Origin of the sequence: Streptococcus suis (genome assembly GCA_024583055.1) — a bacterium.
Taxonomy (GTDB): Bacteria; Bacillota; Bacilli; order Lactobacillales; family Streptococcaceae; genus Streptococcus; species Streptococcus suis_V.
The window spans coordinates 918,561-938,785 of the sequence record CP102145.1 but is presented as its reverse complement, the minus strand read 5'-3'; the positions used below and the strand labels follow the sequence as shown (position 1 = coordinate 938,785).

The 20,225-nt window shown below is 42.6% G+C and carries 22 protein-coding genes and 1 tRNA gene; all 23 read left to right on the top strand.

Going from position 1 to position 20,225, the window contains the following annotated elements; translation table 11 throughout:
• The first annotated feature begins 49 nt into the window (after nt 1–49).
• The 23 genes from NQZ91_04570 (at nt 50) to NQZ91_04460 (ending at nt 20,221) form a co-directional block, all read left to right on the top strand.
• On the top strand, nt 50–463 hold the full coding sequence (locus NQZ91_04570) for a transcriptional regulator (GenBank protein UUM58645.1): 414 nt from the start codon (nt 50–52) through the stop codon (nt 461–463).
• A 162-nt stretch (nt 464–625) separates the two neighbouring features.
• Nucleotides 626–731: transfer RNA gene (locus tag NQZ91_04565), tRNA-OTHER, on the top strand.
• Between the two features lie 135 nt (nt 732–866).
• Complete coding sequence (locus NQZ91_04560; GenBank protein UUM58644.1) at nt 867–1,244, top strand: phBC6A51 family helix-turn-helix protein; 378 nt, start codon at nt 867–869, stop codon at nt 1,242–1,244.
• Entirely contained in the window at nt 1,231–2,508 is a 1,278-nt protein-coding gene (locus tag NQZ91_04555) for a PBSX family phage terminase large subunit (GenBank protein ID UUM58643.1), read from the top strand. Before NQZ91_04560 ends, NQZ91_04555 begins: the two co-directional genes overlap by 14 nt.
• Entirely contained in the window at nt 2,508–3,902 is a 1,395-nt protein-coding gene (locus NQZ91_04550) for a phage portal protein (protein ID UUM58642.1), read from the top strand. Before NQZ91_04555 ends, NQZ91_04550 begins: the two co-directional genes overlap by 1 nt.
• On the top strand, nt 3,892–5,574 hold the full coding sequence (locus tag NQZ91_04545; GenBank protein ID UUM58641.1) for a minor capsid protein: 1,683 nt from the start codon (nt 3,892–3,894) through the stop codon (nt 5,572–5,574). The genes NQZ91_04550 and NQZ91_04545 overlap by 11 nt, the downstream gene beginning before the upstream one ends.
• Entirely contained in the window at nt 5,567–5,857 is a 291-nt protein-coding gene (locus NQZ91_04540) for a hypothetical protein (protein UUM58640.1), read from the top strand. The genes NQZ91_04545 and NQZ91_04540 overlap by 8 nt, the downstream gene beginning before the upstream one ends.
• Before the next feature lie 39 nt (nt 5,858–5,896).
• On the top strand, nt 5,897–6,145 hold the full coding sequence (locus NQZ91_04535) for a hypothetical protein (protein ID UUM58639.1): 249 nt from the start codon (nt 5,897–5,899) through the stop codon (nt 6,143–6,145).
• 160 nt (nt 6,146–6,305) lie between these two features.
• On the top strand, nt 6,306–6,899 hold the full coding sequence (locus tag NQZ91_04530) for a DUF4355 domain-containing protein (protein UUM58638.1): 594 nt from the start codon (nt 6,306–6,308) through the stop codon (nt 6,897–6,899).
• 3 nt (nt 6,900–6,902) lie between these two features.
• A complete protein-coding gene (locus tag NQZ91_04525) occupies nt 6,903–7,742 on the top strand; it encodes a N4-gp56 family major capsid protein (protein ID UUM58637.1) in 840 nt (279 codons plus the stop codon).
• On the top strand, nt 7,742–7,906 hold the full coding sequence (locus NQZ91_04520; protein ID UUM58636.1) for a hypothetical protein: 165 nt from the start codon (nt 7,742–7,744) through the stop codon (nt 7,904–7,906). Before NQZ91_04525 ends, NQZ91_04520 begins: the two co-directional genes overlap by 1 nt.
• Nucleotides 7,907–7,910: 4 nt before the next feature.
• Nucleotides 7,911–8,228: a phage head-tail connector protein gene (locus NQZ91_04515; GenBank protein ID UUM58635.1), complete on the top strand. Its 318-nt coding sequence runs from the start codon at nt 7,911–7,913 to the stop codon at nt 8,226–8,228.
• On the top strand, nt 8,225–8,530 hold the full coding sequence (locus NQZ91_04510; GenBank protein ID UUM58634.1) for a hypothetical protein: 306 nt from the start codon (nt 8,225–8,227) through the stop codon (nt 8,528–8,530). The genes NQZ91_04515 and NQZ91_04510 overlap by 4 nt, the downstream gene beginning before the upstream one ends.
• Nucleotides 8,514–8,897 (top strand): hypothetical protein, encoded by a 384-nt coding sequence (locus NQZ91_04505; GenBank protein UUM58822.1) that lies wholly within the window; start codon nt 8,514–8,516, stop codon nt 8,895–8,897. The genes NQZ91_04510 and NQZ91_04505 overlap by 17 nt, the downstream gene beginning before the upstream one ends.
• Entirely contained in the window at nt 8,894–9,283 is a 390-nt protein-coding gene (locus tag NQZ91_04500; GenBank protein UUM58633.1) for a phage capsid protein, read from the top strand. The genes NQZ91_04505 and NQZ91_04500 overlap by 4 nt, the downstream gene beginning before the upstream one ends.
• Nucleotides 9,284–9,291: 8 nt before the next feature.
• Complete coding sequence (locus tag NQZ91_04495) at nt 9,292–9,792, top strand: phage major tail protein, TP901-1 family (GenBank protein UUM58632.1); 501 nt, start codon at nt 9,292–9,294, stop codon at nt 9,790–9,792.
• 49 nt (nt 9,793–9,841) lie between these two features.
• Nucleotides 9,842–10,195 carry a tail assembly chaperone gene (locus tag NQZ91_04490; protein UUM58631.1) on the top strand — a complete coding sequence of 118 codons (354 nt, stop codon included), beginning with the start codon at nt 9,842–9,844 and terminating at the stop codon, nt 10,193–10,195.
• Between the two features lie 71 nt (nt 10,196–10,266).
• Nucleotides 10,267–10,548 (top strand): hypothetical protein, encoded by a 282-nt coding sequence (locus tag NQZ91_04485; protein UUM58630.1) that lies wholly within the window; start codon nt 10,267–10,269, stop codon nt 10,546–10,548.
• Nucleotides 10,549–10,561: 13 nt separating this feature from the next.
• Nucleotides 10,562–14,032, top strand: a complete 3,471-nt coding sequence (locus tag NQZ91_04480; GenBank protein UUM58629.1) for a tape measure protein — start codon at nt 10,562–10,564, stop codon at nt 14,030–14,032.
• 11 nt (nt 14,033–14,043) lie between these two features.
• A complete protein-coding gene (locus tag NQZ91_04475; protein UUM58628.1) occupies nt 14,044–14,832 on the top strand; it encodes a phage tail family protein in 789 nt (262 codons plus the stop codon).
• Nucleotides 14,829–19,496 carry a gp58-like family protein gene (locus NQZ91_04470; protein UUM58627.1) on the top strand — a complete coding sequence of 1,556 codons (4,668 nt, stop codon included), beginning with the start codon at nt 14,829–14,831 and terminating at the stop codon, nt 19,494–19,496. The genes NQZ91_04475 and NQZ91_04470 overlap by 4 nt, the downstream gene beginning before the upstream one ends.
• A gap of 9 nt (nt 19,497–19,505) precedes the next feature.
• A complete protein-coding gene (locus tag NQZ91_04465) occupies nt 19,506–19,685 on the top strand; it encodes a hypothetical protein (GenBank protein ID UUM58626.1) in 180 nt (59 codons plus the stop codon).
• Entirely contained in the window at nt 19,682–20,221 is a 540-nt protein-coding gene (locus tag NQZ91_04460; protein UUM58625.1) for a hypothetical protein, read from the top strand. The genes NQZ91_04465 and NQZ91_04460 overlap by 4 nt, the downstream gene beginning before the upstream one ends.
• Nucleotides 20,222–20,225 lie beyond the last annotated feature (4 nt).

Sequence of the window (20,225 nt, the reverse complement as noted above, 5' to 3'; positions counted from 1 at the left end):
TACCGACTGTGGTTTCGTTATCAATATTATACCACAAAGGAGTGCGAGTGTGAACAAGTTATCAGATGTAGAATTGAGAGCATTAGATTCGAAGTTATTTGACTACCAACAGATTGACAAGAAAATCGCTATCCGCAAGCTTGAAATCCAAACAGAGGTGTCCAACGATTGCAATGTTGGTGGGGGTAAGCCGAATATCGTTTCTAAACCAACAGAGTCGCTTGTGGCACGTTGGTCGAGTGATGTGAGGATAAACGGCCTAGAGCAATTCCGAAAAGCTGTGGAAGCAACAATTGAGTCTTTGGATGACGAGCTAAAAAGGATTTTCTATTTACGCTGGTCTATTCGGTCGGTAAATACTTGGGAGGAAATAGCTGTTATGCTTAATGTATCTCGCAAGAGTATCTATCGCAAAAGAGAGCGGATTTTGACAATTTTTGCAGATTTTCGAGGAGATTTGTAAAGTTGACACAAAAACCGCTTTAAGTGTCACGATTTTAATGTTAAAGTTGTATCATCAGATTACAAGGTTATGATAGAATCCCTTCGGGAGACGGTCCCGTAAAAAGAGGCATAAAGCTGTGGCTATCGGATGTTGCGTGCGACATCTATGGACGCTATCTGCGGGAACATGAGCCAAGATTGGAAATTGGCAAGAGTAGCGCCCTGAGCAAGTCTGTGTGACGTCCACGGCATAACGCTATGTGCAGGTTCGATTCCTGCTGTTTCCATTTTAAAAAAACTAGCACCAAAAAATAAAACGAAGGACCCGAAGACCATGTTTGCTAGTACCATGCGAGGGACTAAAATTTCACTCGGAAAGACCGCAGATGTGGTCTTTTTGTGTTTAGAGGAGGTGAACAATCTTGAGCAAAAACAAATATAAAATTTCTGATAAAAAACTAAATAAAGCCTTGGAACTACTGGCTTTAAAAGAAATGAGCGATTCTGCGATTGCTCAAGAAGTTGGTATATCAAGAAATACATTAAAGCGTATTAAAGATGATCCAGGACACCAAGAGTTATTTAAAAATGAATCCGAATCAAGCATCAAAATGGCTTCACAAAAAGCGGCTAACCGTTTGATTGGTTTGATTGATGCTAAAAGTGAACTAGTAGCATTGCAAGCAAGTCAGTTGGTTCTTGAATTGAGTGGAATTCAAGTAACTGATAAACAGGAAATCAGCATTGATGAGCCTATCGTGTTAGCAAATTCTTGGGTGGATAACAATGGTAACGGTTGATTTAGCAGATATTATCCCAGAAGGCTTTAAACCTGTAGTACAAGCAGCATGGAATCCACGTAAGTTGCATATCGCTTGTAAAGGTGGACGTGGTTCTGGTAAGTCGTCTAATGTGGCTTTTATTATCACACGGCTAATCACACAGTACCCTGTTAATGCGGTTTGCATTCGTAAGACTGATAATACCTTGGAGCAGTCAGTGTATGAGCAATTGAAATGGGCAATCTCTGAACAAGGGTTAGAACGATATTTTAAATTTAACAAATCGCCATTAAGAATAACGTACAAACCATGGGGGAACTACATTGTTTTCCGTGGCGCGCAGAATCCAGAACGGATTAAGTCATTAAAGGACAGCAAATTTCCATTTGCTATTGGCTGGATTGAGGAACTTGCAGAATTCAAAACGGAAGATGAAGTTAAGACCATCACTAACTCACTCTTGCGGGGGGAGTTAGACGAAGGGCTTTTTTATAAATTTTTCTACACCTACAACCCGCCAAAACGAAAGCAGTCATGGGTGAATAAGAAATATGAGAGTCAATTCCAACCTGAAAATACTTTTGTACACGCTTCAACTTATAAGGATAACCCGTTTATAGCTAAAGAGTTTATCGAAGAAGCCGAGGCGACCAAGGAGCGCTCTGAACGCAGGTATCGTTGGGAATATCTTGGTGAGGCAATCGGTTCTGGAGTAGTTCCATTTGACAACCTACGTTTTGAGGAAATAACTGATGAACAGGTTGCGAATTTCGACAATATTCGTAATGCAGTCGATTTTGGATATGCTACCGACCCATTGGCTTTCGTGCGCTGGCATTATGATAAGAAGAAAAATGGCATATACGCTGTTGATGAACTTTATGGTCAGAAAATCAGTAACCGTCAGCTTGCAAAATGGCTGAAAGATAAAGGGTATTCAGACGATGTAATTTTTGCTGATTCTGCTGAACCAAAATCAATTGCGGAACTGAGAGATGATTTTGATATCCCTCGTATTCACGGTGTTAAAAAAGGCCCGGACTCAGTAGAATTTGGTGAACGTTGGCTTGATGATTTGGACTTTATATGTATCGACCCGAGACGAACACCGAACATCGCCAAAGAATTCGAAAACATCGACTATCAAGTAGACAAGGATGGAAACCCAAAAGCTAGGTTGGAAGATAAGGATAATCACACGATTGACGGTACCAGATACGCATTCAGCGAAGACATGTATGACACTAAAACGCAAATCAAATTATTTAAGGGAGGTTTTTAATGTCGTTAGTAAGTTTAAACAAACGTAAGTTAATGACAACATCAGCGGAAGAAATTACGCCAGAGTTGGTGTCAGATGCTGTTGAATTGCATCGTTCAAAATTACTTAAAGACTATTTTGAAAACGAAGACATGTACATGTCTAATCATAGCATTTTAAAGGGCAGTCCTAAAGATCCATGGAAACCAGACAACAGGCTTGTCATTAACTATGCCAAGTACATTGTGGACACATTCAGTGGTTATCAAATTGGCGTGCCTGTAAAGGTTACACACGAAGATGACGCTATTACAGATTTCATCGACAATTTCCGTAAATTGAATGACATGGAAGACAATGAGTTTGAGCTGGCCAAGATTGCAGATGTTTTTGGTCATGCTTTTCTATATGTCTATCAGGACGAAGAAGGGAATACGAGGACGACCTACAATAGCCCAGTAAATATGCTTATTGTTCATGATGATAGCATCCAAGAAAAGCCGTTGTTTGCGGTTCGGTACGCATTTGATGAGGGTGCGGCAACTGGGTACGGACAAGTGATCACTACATCAGAAGTCATTGATGCAACTTTTCAACAGGGAGGCGGCGTCACATTTCACGAACGTACACCTCACATCTACGGAAGATTGCCAGTGGTTGAATTGGTTGAGAATGAGGAACGCCAAGGAATCTTTGATAGCGTTAAGACACTCATCAATGCTTTAAACAAGGCTGCTAGCGAAAAAGCTAATGATGTTGATTATTTTGCTGATGCTTATTTGAAGGTTGTGGGTGTTGAGTTAGATGGTGATATGGCCGGGCAGATTCGCGAAAATCGTATCTTTAACCTGTGGAAGAATGGTTCGGATGGTCACTTGCCCGATGTTGGATTCCTGGAAAAGCCAAACTCAGATACAACTCAAGAAAATCTCATTACTTTACTCAAAGAATCTATCTTTGCGGTGTCCATGGTTGCGAATCTGTCTGAAGAGGATTTTGGTAATGCTTCAGGGACCGCTTTAGCTTTTAAGTTACAAGCTATGGATAATCTAGCCAAGATGAAAGATAGGAAGATGCAGTCTGCCTTTAATCGTCTGTATGAGATAGTCTTTAACGTTCCTATGGCAAGCGTTCCAAGTGATGGTTGGACGGGTATCAAGTACCAATTCACAAGGAATGTGCCACGCAACGTCCTTGAAGAAGCCCAAATTGTAGCTCAACTTTCAGGTCAAGTTTCTAATGCCACTAAGCTTTCTGTTCTGTCCATTGTGGATAGCCCGCGAGACGAGTTAAAAAAGATGGCTGAAGAGGAAGAGGATTCCAGCTTGTTATCTAAACGAATCGCCATAAATGAGCGGATGACTGACAAGGACTTGCAGGCTGACAGTCGGGAAGTGATCGCTGATGGTCAATGATTACTGGAAGAAGCGTATAGAAGCTGAACAGCTAGCCAAAATGGAGCGTGGTGCGACGTTAGGTGAGGAGATGGATAGATTATACTCTTATCACTTTAACGAGCTAGAAAAGGAAATTAGAGCCTTTGAACAACGTTATGCTGATAAGAATGGTTTGTCCTTATCCGAAGCGAAGGCTCGAGTTGATGATTTCGATGTAAAGTCTTTTGAGGAAAAAGCGAAGCGGTATGTGGCTGAGAAGAATTTTTCGGCACGGGCGAATTCAGAGTTAGCTCTCTATAACTTGAAAATGAAGACCAATCGGCTAGCTTTGTTACAGTATCAACTAGACTTGGAATTGGTTGCACTGGCAGAAGATGAGCGTCAATTGACGGGGCGTTTTTTGAACAACGAATTTATCAAGGCTATTGAAACGCAATCTGGGTTGCTTGGTCGGTCCGTATTGTCAGCTAGTCAAATCGGCACTGTTGCTCATGCTGTCTTAAATACACCATTTAAAGATGTAGTCTGGTCTGAAAGAATATGGCAAAGACAGAACGCTTTGCGTGAAGTTGTAGCCCGGATGACAGAGCGATTGTTGTTGCAAGGAAAGAACCCGACTACTATGGTTTCTCAGCTTCGAAAAGAATTTGATGTATCTGCAAGTGAAGCTAAGCGGCTGGCAGTCACGGAAGGTGCTAGAGTAGCTACTGAGGGACAGAAACAAGCCTATATAGCTAATGGGTATGACGAATATGAATTTATCGCAGAACCGTCAGCGTGCCCAAATTGTGCCAAGTTAGATGGAAAGATATTCAAAGTCAAGGATATGGAGCCTGGAGAGAATGCTGCACCCATACACCCTTGGTGCCATTGCTCGACAGGGGCGCATGCGGATGATAAAGCAAATCAGAAACAGATTGCTGGAGATAGTCGGAAATTACTTACTTTTGAAGAAAACGAAGAATCTATCTATTCATTTGATTTTATAGATTTAAGTAATCCAGAAAACCATACGCTTGAGAATTTTGAGCAGATACTCTCAAGAGCCAAGGCGGTTATAGAGGATTATAAAAAACAAACAGGAATTGACTTGGTTTCTGAATTTAATAACAAAAATTTTAGGTCAATGTCTAATCCATATGATGATAATAAAGCAAAATTTCTCAAATTTTTGTATAATAAGATTGGGTATGATGCCAAACCACAAAAGCTTAGTGATACAAAAGGCTACAACTTATTTTATAGAGGTATTACGGGTAGCAAAGAGACTGGTTTAACCGCAAAAGATTTTTATAATAGACTTGTTGATGGTGAATATGATTTCTCTGGTGCTATGTCATCTATGGTTGGGCGCGGCATTTATTTCAGTATTGAACAACGAATGGGCCAAGTTTATGCAAAAAATGGCATATTAGCTGAAATGTATTTCCCAAAAAATGCTAAAGTCATAGATGATCAAGTTTTAAAAAGTTTCAGAAATGCTTTCTCGAATGAACAATTATCTAATCCTGAATTGGCAGCAATCAACGACTTAATAAACTATGACATTGGGCCTAAGATTAATGTGGCTGGAGATAGACATTTTGATTTTTGGGCAATTTTTAGTGGTCACGATGCAGTTCAAAGAGATAATTATGAGATATTAGCGGTGTACAATCGTGGAGTTTTGGGGGTGAAAGGTAATGATTAAAACTACATACACCTTGTTAATTTCAGCGTTCGCTCTGATTGAAAATGTAGAAAAGTATCAGGGTTTTGATGTGTTTGACCAATTAAAAAAAATAACTTGTCGTCTAGACATGAAAAACGCACCAAATTTCTATCCAATTACATTAGATGATTTTTCTGACACGTCTATAAGTGATGAAGATAAAGCGATATTATTTGATTTTATCAAGCAAAACCAAAACAAGTTAGATAAGCACGAAGACTCATTTGATATTTTTGTACAGTTAGCACCTAGAGAAATCTAAGTGCTTTTTTGTTGCAAAAAAAATAGAAAGGAGGTCGCTATGAGTAACAAACGCATCAAGAAAAAACGCTTGCTTGAAATTAGGTTAGCTGAGTGTCTCGCTCGTGTGCATGTGCTTATGTCGGATGTGGCTGTGCAGGAACACAAGATTGTTAAGCAGGCAAAAGAAATCACTGATCTGCGTTCAATCGTCGAACGCAACGCCCAGGCTACGAATTCGAGATTTAACTATCTTGAGAAGAAAGTAGCTGACAAGGTTTCTAAGAAATCTTGGTTTAATCGCAAGTAAGGAGGTGGTCACTCATCTTGACAGCAGGAAAGACTGCTTGAAACTACTCTAAATTACTTAAAACTGGTCGAAATTGACCAGTTTTCTTTTTGTCCGAACTTTGAAGACATTAAAAGCCAAGGTCAATCAGTCCACTCTGGACTTAAAAGGGAGGTGCCGTATGGCAGAAGATACAAAAGATACAGTAGTTGAAACCGAAAAAGAGACAGTCGACACCTCAGAAACGGCTGAAGCTACTGAAAAGACATTCACTCAAGAGGAAGTGAACACCTTGATTGAAAAGCGTTTGGCAAAGCAAGAAAAATCATTTAACAAACGCATCCAAGAAAAGCTGGATGAAGCCGAAAAGCTACGTCAGATGAACGCTGAACAAAAAGCAGAGTACGAAGCAAAGAAACAGGCTGACTACATTGCTGAACTTGAAGCTAAAATCAACCGTAGCGGTCTCGAAAAAGAAGCATCCAAAATGCTTTCTGAGAGTGGTTTGGTTGCTGATGATAAAATCCTAGGCTTTGTCGTTAAAGACACCGCAGAAGCCACTCAAGATGCTGTAGAGAGCTTTTCGGCATTAGTGAATGACCTCGCTGACAAGAAAGTCAGTGAAATGCTCAAAGGTAAGACGCCTAAGAAGGTTGAACAAACCACTTCGGCAAGTATTACCCAAGAGCAATTTAATCGTATGAGCTATCGTGCTCAACTGGATTTGCAAAAATCTGATCCAGAACTATATGAGAAATTATCGAAAGGATATTAAAGTATGACACAAACTAAAATCGCAGATTTAATCAACCCACAGGTAATGGCGAATCATATTTCTGCTAAATTACCTAAGTCATTGAAGTTTACACCTCTAGCAACCGTTGAACGCACACTTGTTGGTCAACCTGGTACAAAATTGACTGTACCTAAGTTTACTTACACAGGCGCTGCATCCGAAGTGGCAGAAGGTCAAGCGATTCCATTGAACAAGCTTGGAACAACTACTACTGAAATGACCATTAAAAAGATCGCTACAGGTTATGAAATCACGGATGAAGCTATCCTATCTGGTATGGGCGACCCTGTCGGCGAAGCTGTTCGTCAACTCCGTCTGGCTATTGCCGACAAGATGGATAGCGACATTATCGAATTGGCTAAAACAGCTACCCAACACGTAACAGATGCGCCGAATACACTTGAAGCCATCCAAAAAGCGCTCGATATCTTTGCTGACGAGGAAGATGTGCGTTATGTTGGTATCTTCAACCCTATTGATGCCATGAAGTTGCGCACGGCAGCGGGCAAAGACTTCTTGCGCGGGTCAGAGCTTGGGGCTCAAGCGCTTGTCTCTGGTGTGTTTGGCGAAGTTTTGGGTGTTGAAATCGTTCGTTCTAAGAAAGTGACGGCTGGACAAGGCTTTATCGTTGCCGTTTCCGCACGTTCGACAGATACAGAGGATGATGCTCGTTATGGTGCTTTTGTTATCAACATGAAGCGTGATGTTTCTGTCGAGACTGACCGTGACATCTTGAAGAAAACAACTGTTATCACTGGGGACGAACATTACGGAGTTTACCTCTACGACGATACGAAAGTGGTACGCTTCGGAGGTAACTAATGGGGATGCTGTTACGTCGTCATTACGAAGATAACAGCCAGGCGAGTGAGTTAGATTTTTCGAAGATGAAGAAAAGTGAACTTATCGAGCTAGGAAGACAGAAAGGTCTGGAATTTTCGGATGACTTGAAAAAAGAAGATATCATCAAAATATTGAAAGGGTAAGCTTATGGAGATTATCAAGCAGGTAAAGGCTCTGTTGGGGATTTCTGATAACTTGCAAGATGATCTCTTGGAAGTGATTCAGGAGCTCACGGAAGCTCATTTCATGGCTTATACAGGGCAAGAAATAATCCCTACCAAATTGGAGTTTGTCATTGTCGAAGTGATGGTAAAACGATTCAATAAGCTAGGTTCAGAAGGAATGTCAAGTCACGGGGTCGAAGGGTTGTCTATGTCGTTTGATCTTGATGATTTTGCTAGCTACGACAAGGTTATTCGCCGTCAGTTTGCCAGCGACTTCCAAGCGGGGTTTAAAATGCTATGAGATACGCGGATAGAATCCTCTTCGAAAAAGGGAGTAGCGAGTTCTATGATCCTGACCTTGGCGAGCATGTGATGAAGCCGGGCGAAGTAATTACTTTACCTTGCTTGGTTATCGATTTAGGCATTGAGAAGTCTATGCAGGTCTTTGGTGATTATCAAAAGGACAGAAAGGTCTGCTACTTGCAGAGGACAAGGCAGATTGACTTTACATATTGTACCTACAATAATCGATATTACAAGGTCATCGCTGACAAACAGGATGGTCGTGTGTTGTATCTAGAAAGAGATAACAGCATTGGTTAAAGCGACGATGAAGTTTGTTGGATTGGATAAACTAGGGCAGAAGCTGAAAGCGATTCAAAAAATGGATGCAGTAAAGGACATTGTCCAAAAAAATGGCGCAAAATTACAACGAACGATTGTTAGAAAAGCTGTATTTCGTGGGCACTGGGAGGGAAAGAAATTTGTTAAACCGACTGGTGCTACGAGACGCTCGGTGCAGTTGTCTATTTCTGCAAACAAACTGACTGCGAAAGCTGGTCCGACCACTCATTATTCCGCCTATCTAGAAAAAGGTACGCGATATATGAGTGCCCAACCATTCGTTGGTCCAGCTTTTGACGAAGTAAAAAAAGACTTTGTCAAAGATCTAGAAAGGTTGGTTAAATGATTAAAACAAGAGACCAATCAATTTTTGATGAAATGTACAAACGGATTAGGAATCTCGGTTTTTCGGTCTATGATTACAAGCCGATGGACAGGGTGCCTTATCCATTTGTTGAGTTAGAATCAACGACTACGGACCATGTGCCAAACAAGACAGATATCAAGGGGTCTGTGACCTTGCTTGTTAGCGTCTGGGGCTTGCAGAAAAAGCGCAAGCAGGTCTCTGATATGGCTGGGGCTATCTATCATGAAGCGCTAGGCATTGAGGTAACAGACGGTTATCGTTGGTCCTTACACATTGCACGATCGTCTATCGAGATGATGGACGATACTACTACGGTTGACCCGCTCAAACGGGCGAGGTTGACCCTTGTTTTTAATTTGAGATAGGAGTAATTATGCTAACAGCAAAAAAAGGTATTGATTCGATTTTGCTTTTTCGTGTTTTGAAAGAGCAGGCGAATAAGGCGGCTGCTAAGCTGGCTTTCCAAACAGAGCATAGCTCAGAAAAGAGCCGTGACACAAACACGTCACAAACCAAAGACGGGGTCTTGCAGACAATTGGTGGAATTGAAGTTACATTGTCCGCTACCTCTATCATGGCTGAAAACGACCCTTTGGTCGCAGAGCTGGAACAAGCCATGAATAACGGTGATTTGGTGGAAATTTGGGAAATCGAAAAAGGTGCTGCTAAGGTTGCTGAAAAATATCCAGCGACTTATTATCAAGGCTATATTACCTCATTCAACAAGACCAAGAATGCGGAAGATTTGGTTGAGCTTGAAATGGAATTTGGTATCAATGGTGTTGGTGCCTCAGGCAATGCCACTTTGACCGAAGAACAGGCTCAAGTGGTGCAGTACGTCTTTGAGGATACGACTGTAAAATCTAGTTCATAAGGTTGCGCCCGTTATTGGGCGCTTTATTTTTTAGCAAGGAGAAAAACACATGCAATTGGAAATCAAAGGAAAAACGTATCAAGTTAAGTTTGGCGTGAAGTTTGTAACGGAAATGGACAAGCGCCATGTTATGAAAGATGAGCGCGGTGAATTCGGGATGGGTCTTGAAACAACGGCACCATTCTTGTTGGCTCGTAAGATTACGACGCTGGCCGAATATCTCCATGTTGGTACGATTACAGAGAAATCCCGTCCAAGTTTTGATGCGATTTGTGACTATTTGGATGAGGTTGAGGATATCGAGGCAGTATTCTTGGAAGTTGAGACGGAATTGGAACAGTCCAATGCGTCAAAGCTCTTTATCGGCAATCTCAAGCGCGAAATGGAGAAGGTCGAAGCCTAAAGCCGTTAAGCTCGGCTGAAACCTTCGAGCAAATTGTCATCAACTGCGTCCGTTTTCTTGGTATTACAGATATGGACGCTATCGGGCGAATGACTTTGTATGAGTATGACCTGCTTATGACAGGAAAGGCTCTACAAAGTATCGACACCATGCATAATCTTCATCAACAAGCTTGGCTCAATCGCCAAGTTAAGGCGACTAAGAAAAGGGGCAAGAATGAAGTCTATGTCTTTAAGAAATTTGAAGATTTCTTTGATCATGAAAAGGCTATCGAGAAGATTACTGGCAAGATGGATTTGGATGTGATACAGGATGACAAATTGTATAGCTTGCTGAAAAAAGCCAACGTTTAGAAAGGAGGGTTAAATGGCTGAATCATACTCAGTTGAAGCGGTATTATCAGCCGTTGATAAATCATTTACCTCAACATTAAATAAGGCCAATAAGGCAATCACCGGTCTAGACAAAGCGTCTAACTTTTTTAACTCAACAAGCAATAAAGCAACCTCCATGTTTAAGAGCATGTTGGGGGCTAATCTGGTCAGCTCTGCGGTTTCTAAGATGACCGGTCTTGTTAGTGCGGGACTCTCCTCTATGGGTGGCGAGTTGATGAGCTCTACCAAGGCTTGGAAAACGTTCGATGGGAACTTGTCAGAGCTGGGTTTTGGTCGAAAAGAAATTGATGCCGCAAAGGCCTCTATGCAGGACTATGCGACCAAGACTATTTATTCTGCGTCTGATATGGCCTCTACCTATGCCCAATTAGCTGCGGTCGGAATTAAAGACACAGGGAAACTTGTGATGGCGTTTGGCGGATTGGCAGGTGCAGCAGAGAATCCTGCGCAAGCCATGAAAACCTTGTCTCAACAAGCAGTGCAGATGGCGGCTAAGCCGACGGTTGCTTGGGCTGATTTCAAGCTCATGCTAGAACAAACACCCGCTGGTATTTCTGCTGTTGCTAGGGCAATGGGGATGACGACTTCTGAATTGGTGACGGCTGTTCAAGACGGAAAAGTCTCCACGGAAGATTTCTTTAACACAATGATTGCTGTAGCCGGAGATGCAGAAAGCTCATTTCAAAAGATGGCTACAGATTTTAAAACGGTTGACCAGGCGATTGATGGGACAAAGGAAGGGCTATCCAATAAATTGATGCCTGCTTTTGACCATCTAAATAAGTTTGGGATAAAAGCAATATCAGCCGTTGGTGCTGAACTAGATAAGATTGATTTTTCTAAGGTTGCAAATGGGCTTAAGAAATTCTTAGACGGGATTGATATCGATGGCGTAGTTTCCAAAATCTCTAGTAGCCTTCAAAGCGCATACGAATCTGCCAAACGCTTTGTTTCGGGTTTTACTAGTTCTGGTGCATTAAGTAGTGCAAAAGATGAGCTCAATGCTTTGTGGGAAGCCTTGAAGAATGTCGTTAAAGGGTTATCTGGCGGAGATATGTCGAACTTGGGAACAACTGTCGGAACTGCATTTAAAACAGTAGCTGACGCGGTCACTGGAGTTGCGAATGCTGTGTCGAAACTTTCACCCGCTCAGATAAAAGCTATTGCGTTAGCTTTTGGTGCGTTTAAGTTAGCAGGACCAACTATTAACACCGCGACAGGCGCGATTAAGCTATTTTCGGGTGCAGTAACGACTGCCAAAACTGGATTAAACATTGGGAAAAACATATTCAACACAGGGAACGCTTTGCTTGGCATGAGCAGAGGTTCACAAGCCGCAAGTTCTGCATTGACGTTCCTCGCAGGGGAGTCAAAGATTGCTAGTGCTGCTCTTGGTGGTCTGAATATTTTTAGCAAAATTGGTGGATGGATTAGTGGCGCGGTCGGTTTTATCGGCTCGCTAGGTACCGCTTTGACTTCAGCGGGGTCAGTAACAGGCGGATTGTCTGCTGCGTGGGGTGTGTTAAGCGCTGCATTTATGTCTAATCCGATAGGTTGGGTCATCGGCCTTGTGGTCGGTTTAATCGCTGTAATTGCCACCTTGTGGTCCAAGAGTGAAGGGTTCCGGAATATCTGTATTTCTGCATGGGAGGCAATAAAATCAGCATTTGCAACTGCATGGGATTTTATCAAATCAAAAGCTTCAGAGGTTTGGGATTGGCTAGTGGCTGAAACCGCTCCGATTGTCGAATCTATCAAAGGCGTGTGGGAGTCATTACAAGAATTCTTTGCAGCCTTATGGAATAGAATTTCATCCGTCGCGTCTACTGCTTGGTCTATTATTTCTTCGGTGGTTTCTACTGTCGTCGAAACAGTGAAGAGTATTTGGCAGGCTATTGAGCCGTTTATGTCTGGTTTATGGAACACTATTGTTTCGGTCGCTACTGCAGTGTGGAACACCTTGAGTCCAATTATATCTGGCGTTTGGGAAATTATTAAAACGATTATCCAAACTGCTTTTGATGTTATCAAAGGAATCATTGACACTGCAACTGCATTGATAAATGGTGACTGGGATGCGGCATGGGAATCATTCAAAGGGATTTTCTCAACGATTTGGGAAGCTATCAAATCCATTCTCCAAACTGCTATGGATGGAGTGTCACAGGCTATCTCTACCGGTATGGAATACCTAAAAGGTATCTGGGAAACAGTTTGGGGAGCGATAAAAACCTTCGCATCAGAAACATGGACTGCTATTCTTGAATCGGTTCAAACCTCTATCACTTTTTTACAATCTATTTTCCAAGCCGGCCTTGATATTCTGAAAGGCATTTGGGAATCTGTTTGGAACAGTATCAAAGGCTTTATCGAACCTTTATGGGAAGGTATCAAGATGATGTTCCAAGGTGTCTGGGAATTCATTAAATCCATCTTCATGGGTGCCTTGCTGATTATCCTAGACCTGATTACTGGTAATTTTGAACAAGCCAAGACAGATATTGATTTGATTTGGCAGTCTATCAAGGATGCTTTCCAATTAATTTGGGATGGCATAAAATATATTTTTGAAAATGTAATCAAAAAGATAGTTGATTTTGTGAAGCAGAGTTTTGAGGATACAAAACAATTCTTGTCAGAAACTTGGGAGAATATCAAAGCGACTGCTGCTCAAAAGTGGGAAGAGCTGAAAGCAAGTGTCCAAGGAACAATTGACAATCTCATTTCGGGTGCGAAACGCGCTTGGGAGGATTTTAAGACCTTCATTTCACAGACAGTGGAAAATATTAAGTCAACAGCTGTTGATAAATGGAACGAATTAAAAAATAATGTCCAACAAACCATTGATAATATGGTCAATGGCGCAAAACGTGCATGGGAAGATTTAAAACGTAGTGTATCCGAGTTAGTGAGCAGAGTGAAAGGTATTTTCGACGGTCTGAGAAACATCGACCTCTTCTCAGCAGGTCGCGCCATTATTGATGGATTTTTAAGAGGTCTGAAATCTGCGTATGAGGGAGTTAAAAACTTTATTGGTGGAATTGCGGATTGGATTCGTAGAAACAAAGGTCCAATTTCTTATGACCGTAAGCTCTTAATTCCTGCCGGTAATGCTATCATGAAAGGTCTAAATGGCGGTTTGCTTGATGGTTTCAAACCAGTTAAAAATACTGTTATTGGGATTGCTGACAGGATTTCGGACACTCTAAGCCAGAATACGTCAATACTGCCGAATTTTGCGGAAGTTCGTTCGGGCATTTCTGCCATTTCCGACAGTTTGCATCCATCGGTAGCATTTAGTGGAGCGATGGAATATGAAATGACGCTTAAACAGAAAGAACCAGCTCATATCAACCTGAACATTGGCGGTCATAATTACCGTACCTTTACGGATGATATAACAGAAGCTCAGCGTTTAGAATTAGTGTTATCAGATTATTAGGAGGAGTGAAAATGTATCAATTTAGAGATGTAACAACAAATCAAAAGGTTGATGTGTTTGAACCTATTGATAACATATCCATCAACGGTATGCCCCTCAATCAACTGGTTGAAGGCTACCGCCATTTGACGGTAACAGGGAGAGGTCTGCTTGGCCAATCGGTTAAGACAGCCTCTGTCCCTGGCCGCCGTGGCGTATGGGTGGAAGATGTGTCTGATGATGAGCGTGTGCTTGAAATTAAGTACCAACTGGAAGCCAGAACTAGTGCTGATATGCGAGACAAATTTGCAAAACTCAACAGGATTTTGCGAACTCTTGCAAGCAGTGGTTATCTGGAAATTACGTTCAAGGACGAACCGACTTACACCTACTATGGCTATTTCAGTGGGGCGGATGACATTGAGGAAACTTCTCTTTCTATCGTCAGCAAGTTCACTCTGATAGTGCCAGACGGCTATAAAAAGAAAAATGCCCAGAACTCTACTGGGCTGATTTCTTTATCTGATGCTATTGAAGTCCTGCCCGAATCTATCACGGTCACACCGACTGGAACGGTTAACCAGGTGCAGATTATCAACGGAACTAAGATTTTATCTTTCTCTGGCTCTTATGTGGCTGGAAAAGACATTGTGGTCACATTTGGAGATGAAGAAGTAACTGCCACGTACAACGGCAGGAGTATCCTCAGCGAGCTGGAGCGGTTCAGTCCACTGGAACAATTCACAGTCAAAAATGGAGACACTATCACGGCAAAGAATGCCACAGTAAAAAATGTAGTTTGGAGGGATGAGAGAGCGTGATTTATTTATTTGATAAAGATGAAAAGCTGATAAAGATTGTCAGAAAGTCAGCTGTCAAGACTGCCCTGCAGAAGTACGCACTGACAACGGAGCGGTATGTGTCTGACCGCTTGACAGTCGAGTTGAAGGGGCTGAATGCGGATGAGCTGGAGCAGGTCGAATACATGGCTATTCAGACCTTGGAAGATGCTCATACCTTTCATTATTTTTACGTGGCCCAAAAATCTTCGGACGAATTGACGACCTTAATTGGTGTTCAGTCGGGGATTGAGGAGCTTCGGAAGTCGCCAGTCTTTGATAAGCGTCCAAAGAATACCTTTGCCCGTGATGTGATTGCAGACTTGCTCGCTGGTACCAATTGGCAAGCTCGTTTTGTTGGCGAAACCACACCACACAGTACCAATTTCTACTACACATCTGTTTTCGATGCCTTGAAAAAGGTCTGTGAAGTATGGGACTTGGAGATGCAATTTTTCGTCGAGATGAACGGCAATCGCATCGGCGCCCGTTATATCGACTTTAAGCAAAGAATTGGTGAAGCAGTCGGTAAGCGTGTAGTCTATGGTCACAATGCCTTGCAAATCCTGCAGGAAGTTGAACGAACCAACATCTTTACAGCCCTTATCGGTCGTGGTAAAGGCGAGGAAACTGGCGCCGGATATGGTCGGAAAATTACTTTCGAAAACGTAGTTTGGTCAACGACACAAGGAAGGCCAGTTAACAAGCCTAAAGGGCAGAAATACCTAGAATTGCCCTTAATGACACGACAATACGGTATCAAGAACGCTGACGGCTCTATGCGTCCTAAAATCGGCTTTGTGGATTTTTCGGAAGAAGAGAATCCAGAAATCCTGATTGAGCGAACTTACAAGGCCTTGATTGATGCTGCACGTCCGCAGTTGACCTTGAAGACATCAAGTGTTTACCTGAAAGGTGTAAAAATTGGGGACACTATCCGAGTGGTTCGGCATGATAAGAAACTGGACTATGATACTCGGATTTTCGAGATTACCTTCAACCGATTGAACAATCAATCAAGCGATATCAAGCTTGGTGATAGGATTGGCGAAAGTAACGAAGCCAAAGCTCAAACAATTGCAGACAAGGCTGTAGAGCAATTTATTACCAATGAATTTTCCAATTTTGTCCAGAACTTGCCAGACTACTTACCAAGTGCTGACGGTTTTAACAATAACTGGTACGGCACTGAAGACCCTACCGTCCAGTATCCAGGTAAAGTGCTGATCAATGATATTTGGTTTAAGCCTGATCCAGAGCATGAGGGCCATCAAATCATGCTTCGGTGGACTGGAGAAGTTTGGGAAGAAATCTTACGGACTTATGACAGTGAAGCTTTGCGAGATAGGATCGCAGAAGAAATCGCCCAAGTCACCCAATCCATGGAAGCCCAATCCGAGGAACACGACAGACAGGTTGCGGATATATTGGCTAAAACTCAGTCTGTCGAATCACTTGCCAACGAAGCCAAGTCGGATGCTGCTAGTGCAATCACAACCGCCTTACAGTCAAAAGACGAAGCTATCGCAGATGCACGGGCACAGGTTGCGACGGTTAGCCAAGCACTAAACAGTGCTAAGTCTGAGCTACAGTCAGCAATCGCTAACGCTGACCAAAAGGCTAGAGATAGCCAAGCAAGTGCTACAGCTTTGCGAAACGACCTTAACTTGCAAGCTAGCAAGATTTTGGAGCAAGCACGAGCCCAGACGGATTTGACTAGCCGTGTGTCGACAGTTGAAACTCTGGCTGATGGTACGAGGTCGACAGTCACAGAGCTGTCTAAAACCGTGTCTAAGGCGACCGGAGACATCGCTAGTGTATTAAGTCGGACCAAGACTGTTGAGGACACTCTGAGCCAAACCAGAACCCAATACGAGGCTCTGACGCAGACTGTCAATACTCAGACTGGGCAGATTGAGAGTATCAATCGTAAGACTGCTGACTTACAAAGTGGGCTTGACGGTGTGACGGAGCGGTTCGAGAATCTCTTTATTGGTAGCCAAAATCTACTAACAAAGACGAGGACGTTGGCTGATAATTTGAGTGCTAGACACAATACATCTGACCAATTTAACGGCTATACTATCGCTCGCGGCAGATCAGCACCAAGAGGCTATGTAGATTTATTTGCGCAACGCACGTCAAAAATCCCAACGAGTGACACATATATCGCATCATTTTATGCTCGCGCTAGCGCAGACACATCAATCAACTGTCACTTTTATTCGCCAAACACGACAATATCCGTTGAAACTAGTACAGGTTTCAAAGGCGTCGCTTCGGACGGTAAGGCAGTTGTCAAAATTACCACTGAGTGGAAACGCTACTGGGTTATATGGAAGCAGACGGCTACAGCAACTACCAAAGCTGTAATTTTGGGACGGTCATTAAATGATGCCGTCGAAATTGAGCTATGCGCACCAGCTCTGTACGAAGGTACACTTAACAGAGAACATTCAGATGCTACAGAAGACCTCCGCTCCGAAATCGCAAGTTATAAGCGTACAGCAGATGAAGCAAGCGCAGAGTTATCCCGTCAAATCCAAACGGTAGATGGTAAAGCAGTAGATGCTAAGACTTACGCCCAGCAGACTGCCGAAGGCTTTAAGACAAGACTGGAGAGCCTAGAAACCTACAAAAATGAAGAAGGCACACGAGCCAGCCAATATTTGACTGCTAGTCGAGAGGAGACAGCGAGACAGTTAACTGCCGAGCGTACCGCGATTGCTACTAACTACGTTGTCAAGTCTACATACGACGAAAATGTCCGCGGAACAACGTTGAAACTCAATGAGATTAAGACAACTGCTGACACTACCAAGCAAAATCTGGCGACTTATCAAAATACAGTTGATGGGAAGTTTGAAGAATTGACCTCAAGTACACAGACGCTTGATGGGAAAATCAACACTGCAAGTGCCAAAATCACTCAAAATGCGACCGAGATTAGCAAACGTCTGACAAGTACACAAGTCGAGTCGGCAATCACTAGCAAAGGTTACCAGACCAAGTCTGATGTTGACAACAACATCACAGGGCGTGGATATATTACTAGTAGCGCTCTGCAACCCTATGCGTTATCTACGACTGTACAAAATCTTGTGCAAGAGACGGCAGATAGTTTTAGTCGGACTATAAGTGAGACTAAAGCGTTGATACCGACAGAGGTTGGTGGAATAAACTATTTTAGTCGGTCGTTATCAAATTACAACACTGATGGTACATATGCGTACCGTAGATTACCAAAAGATACTATAACGATCTCAGTAAGTGATAACGATGTAAATCAAAACATTGGTCAGTGCTATATCGGTGTATCAAAAAACGGCTATAATAGTTCTGCTGGATTTTATTGGATTGTCAGAGAAGGTCAGTTAGTTACAGATAAAATTACGATTAACGGGTTTGGTTTCTTGTCGATATATCCAAAGACGCAAGGTACAATCGATAAATTGTTTAATCGATATAAGATTAAGGTCGAAATAGGCACAGTCGCTACAGACTGGTCTCCAGCCCCTGAAGACCTCGCCACCGTCACAGCCCTGCACGCTGTGAATGACACAGTAGACAGTCACACTCGTACTATCGGTGCTGTCGGCACAGCGGGGAGTATCCTCGATAATGTCAGCAAGGTTACTCAGACTGCAGCAGGCTTGGTCCAGGAAGTGTCTGGTGCTAACGGACTCAAGACACAAGTCAGTCAACTAGCTGGTTCCTGGGCTGTGCAGAACTTAACCAACTCAGGCACTGTGCTCAACCAACTCAACCTAAACAAAGATGGGTCGGTTAAGATTGACGGTAAGTTAGTGCAGATTACTGGTACGACTTACATCCAAGACGGTGTGATTACATCCGCTAAGATTGCTGGTTTAGACGCTGGTAAAATTACTACTGGCACATTGGATGCTGAACGGATAGCGGTAAATAGTATCGACGGTAGTAAGATTGCGTTCGACGAAGCCTTCTTCAACGGCTTGACTGCAAATGAGGCGTATCTTGAGAAGTTGTTTGCTAAAAATGCGTTTGCCACAAGTGTTCAGGCTGTGACTTTGTCGGCTAATAAAATATCGGGAGGGATTCTGTCCGCGACAAATGATGCGATGCAGATGGACCTGAATAACGCTAACATCTCATTTAATACAAATGCTGCAATTAATTTTAATTCTGCCAATAATGCATTGGTGCGCAGACGCGGAACACATACAGCATTTTTGCACTTTAACGATGTAACATCTTCCGCTGATGCAAATGCTGGCGGTGTGTATGCAGGGCTAGGCGTGACTTCGTCTGGTGATGGTATAAACTCGCAATCATCTGGTCGCTTCTCAGGCATCCGAATCTTTCGGAGTGCAATTGGATATAATCACGTTGCTACACTTGACCACGTTGAACTTTATGGAGACACAATATACCTTAAAGATGGTTTTGACGGAAACAGGGGATATGTGTTTAAGACAGTTAAAACGGTAAACCAAACCATCGACATGAATCTGTACATTAATGCGATCAAAGCTATTGCACACTGCTTAAACCATTTGAGGTCGAATAATTGGGATTGGAAAAAACCAAACTTACGAAATGCTATATCAGGTCTGATGGACGATTATATTAATAAAACTGATTTTTACAACAAATTACAAGTCTAGGAGGAAAATATGCACGAAAATATCAAATCAAAACTAGCCATACAGATTGCTCAATTGTCCTTGGATAAAGCAACGGTGGAAGCGCAATTGGAAGAAAGCCAGCAAACGATTACTAGTCTGCAGGCGCAGGTTGCTGAATTAACCAAGCAACTGGACGAAGCTACGAAACCAGAGGGGGTATCTGAATGAGAGCCTGGAAAGTGATAGGGAAGTATCCGTTTTTATCCGACGGAGAAATCACACACACAGAAATTGCTATTGCATCAACAACAGGAAGCTACGCAACCTATACCGAAAAAGTAGTAGGCAATCACATGGACAAGACCGAAAATGAATTGGTCGAATTGGCCCGTGAAGCTCACTTTAAGTCTGAGTACGCTGACCGTGCCATGGCTGAATCGGTGCAGAAGATTGAAGAGATGGAAGCTGTTGTCAAATCAGCTAAGAAATTCATGCAGGAAGCTGAAACAAAATTTGCCGACATGCAGGAAGCACAATCCGAGTTGACTGAACGCATGGAAGCCACTGAAGGAGAGCGTAATGAACGCTTCAAGGCGGTTGAGGATAAATTTAGGATTCTGAATGGTTCTGTCATGGAAGTGCTGACAGAGCTCTACACTAGCTTTGAAGAAGGTGAGGTCCCAGAAGATGAAAGTATTGAAAACGTTGATACAGTCGACGGTAGCGACAGTTCTACCGCTAACACAGATACAGAAACGGAGTAATAAA